General features: G+C 67.9%; 1 protein-coding gene. It reads right to left on the bottom strand.

Annotation, left to right across the window (positions count from 1 at the left end):
• A partial coding sequence (locus R6V09_RS54295) for an ATP-binding cassette domain-containing protein (protein ID WP_317888706.1) occupies positions 1-561 on the bottom strand: 561 nt, incomplete at both ends.

Consider the following 561-nt stretch of genomic DNA (forward strand, 5'->3'; position numbering starts at 1 on the left):
CCAGGGTGATCTCGCTGCGTTCGGCGGAGAGTTCCATGGTGCCCAGGCGCAGCACGCTGAAGTGGTCGCCGACCATGTAGGCGTGGTGCGGGTTGTGCGTGATGAAGATGACCCCGAGGCCCCGTTCCCGCGCTGCCGCCACGTACTTGAGGACGACGCCGGACTGCTTGACGCCGAGGGCCGCGGTCGGCTCGTCCAGGATCAGCACCCGGGCGCCGAAGTAGACGGCGCGGGCGATGGCCACGCACTGGCGCTGGCCGCCGGAGAGGGTGCCGATGGGCTGGTCCAGGTTGTCCAGGACGATGCCCATGTTGCGCAGTTCCTCGTCCGCGGTCTTCTTCATCCTCTCGATGTCGAGACGGCGAAACGGCCAGGGGCCCTTCGTCATCTCGGAGCCGAGGAAGAAGTTGCGCCACACCGGCATCAGCGGCACCACGGCCAGGTCCTGGTAGACCGTCGCGATACCCCGGTCCAGTGCCTGGCGCGGGGTGGTGAAGTGCACCGCCCCGCCGTCGACGAGGAACTCGCCCTCGGTGTGCTGGTGCAGCCCGGAGATGATTT

Source organism: Streptomyces sp. W16 (genome assembly GCF_033194735.1).
Taxonomy (GTDB): domain Bacteria; phylum Actinomycetota; class Actinomycetes; order Streptomycetales; family Streptomycetaceae; genus Streptomyces.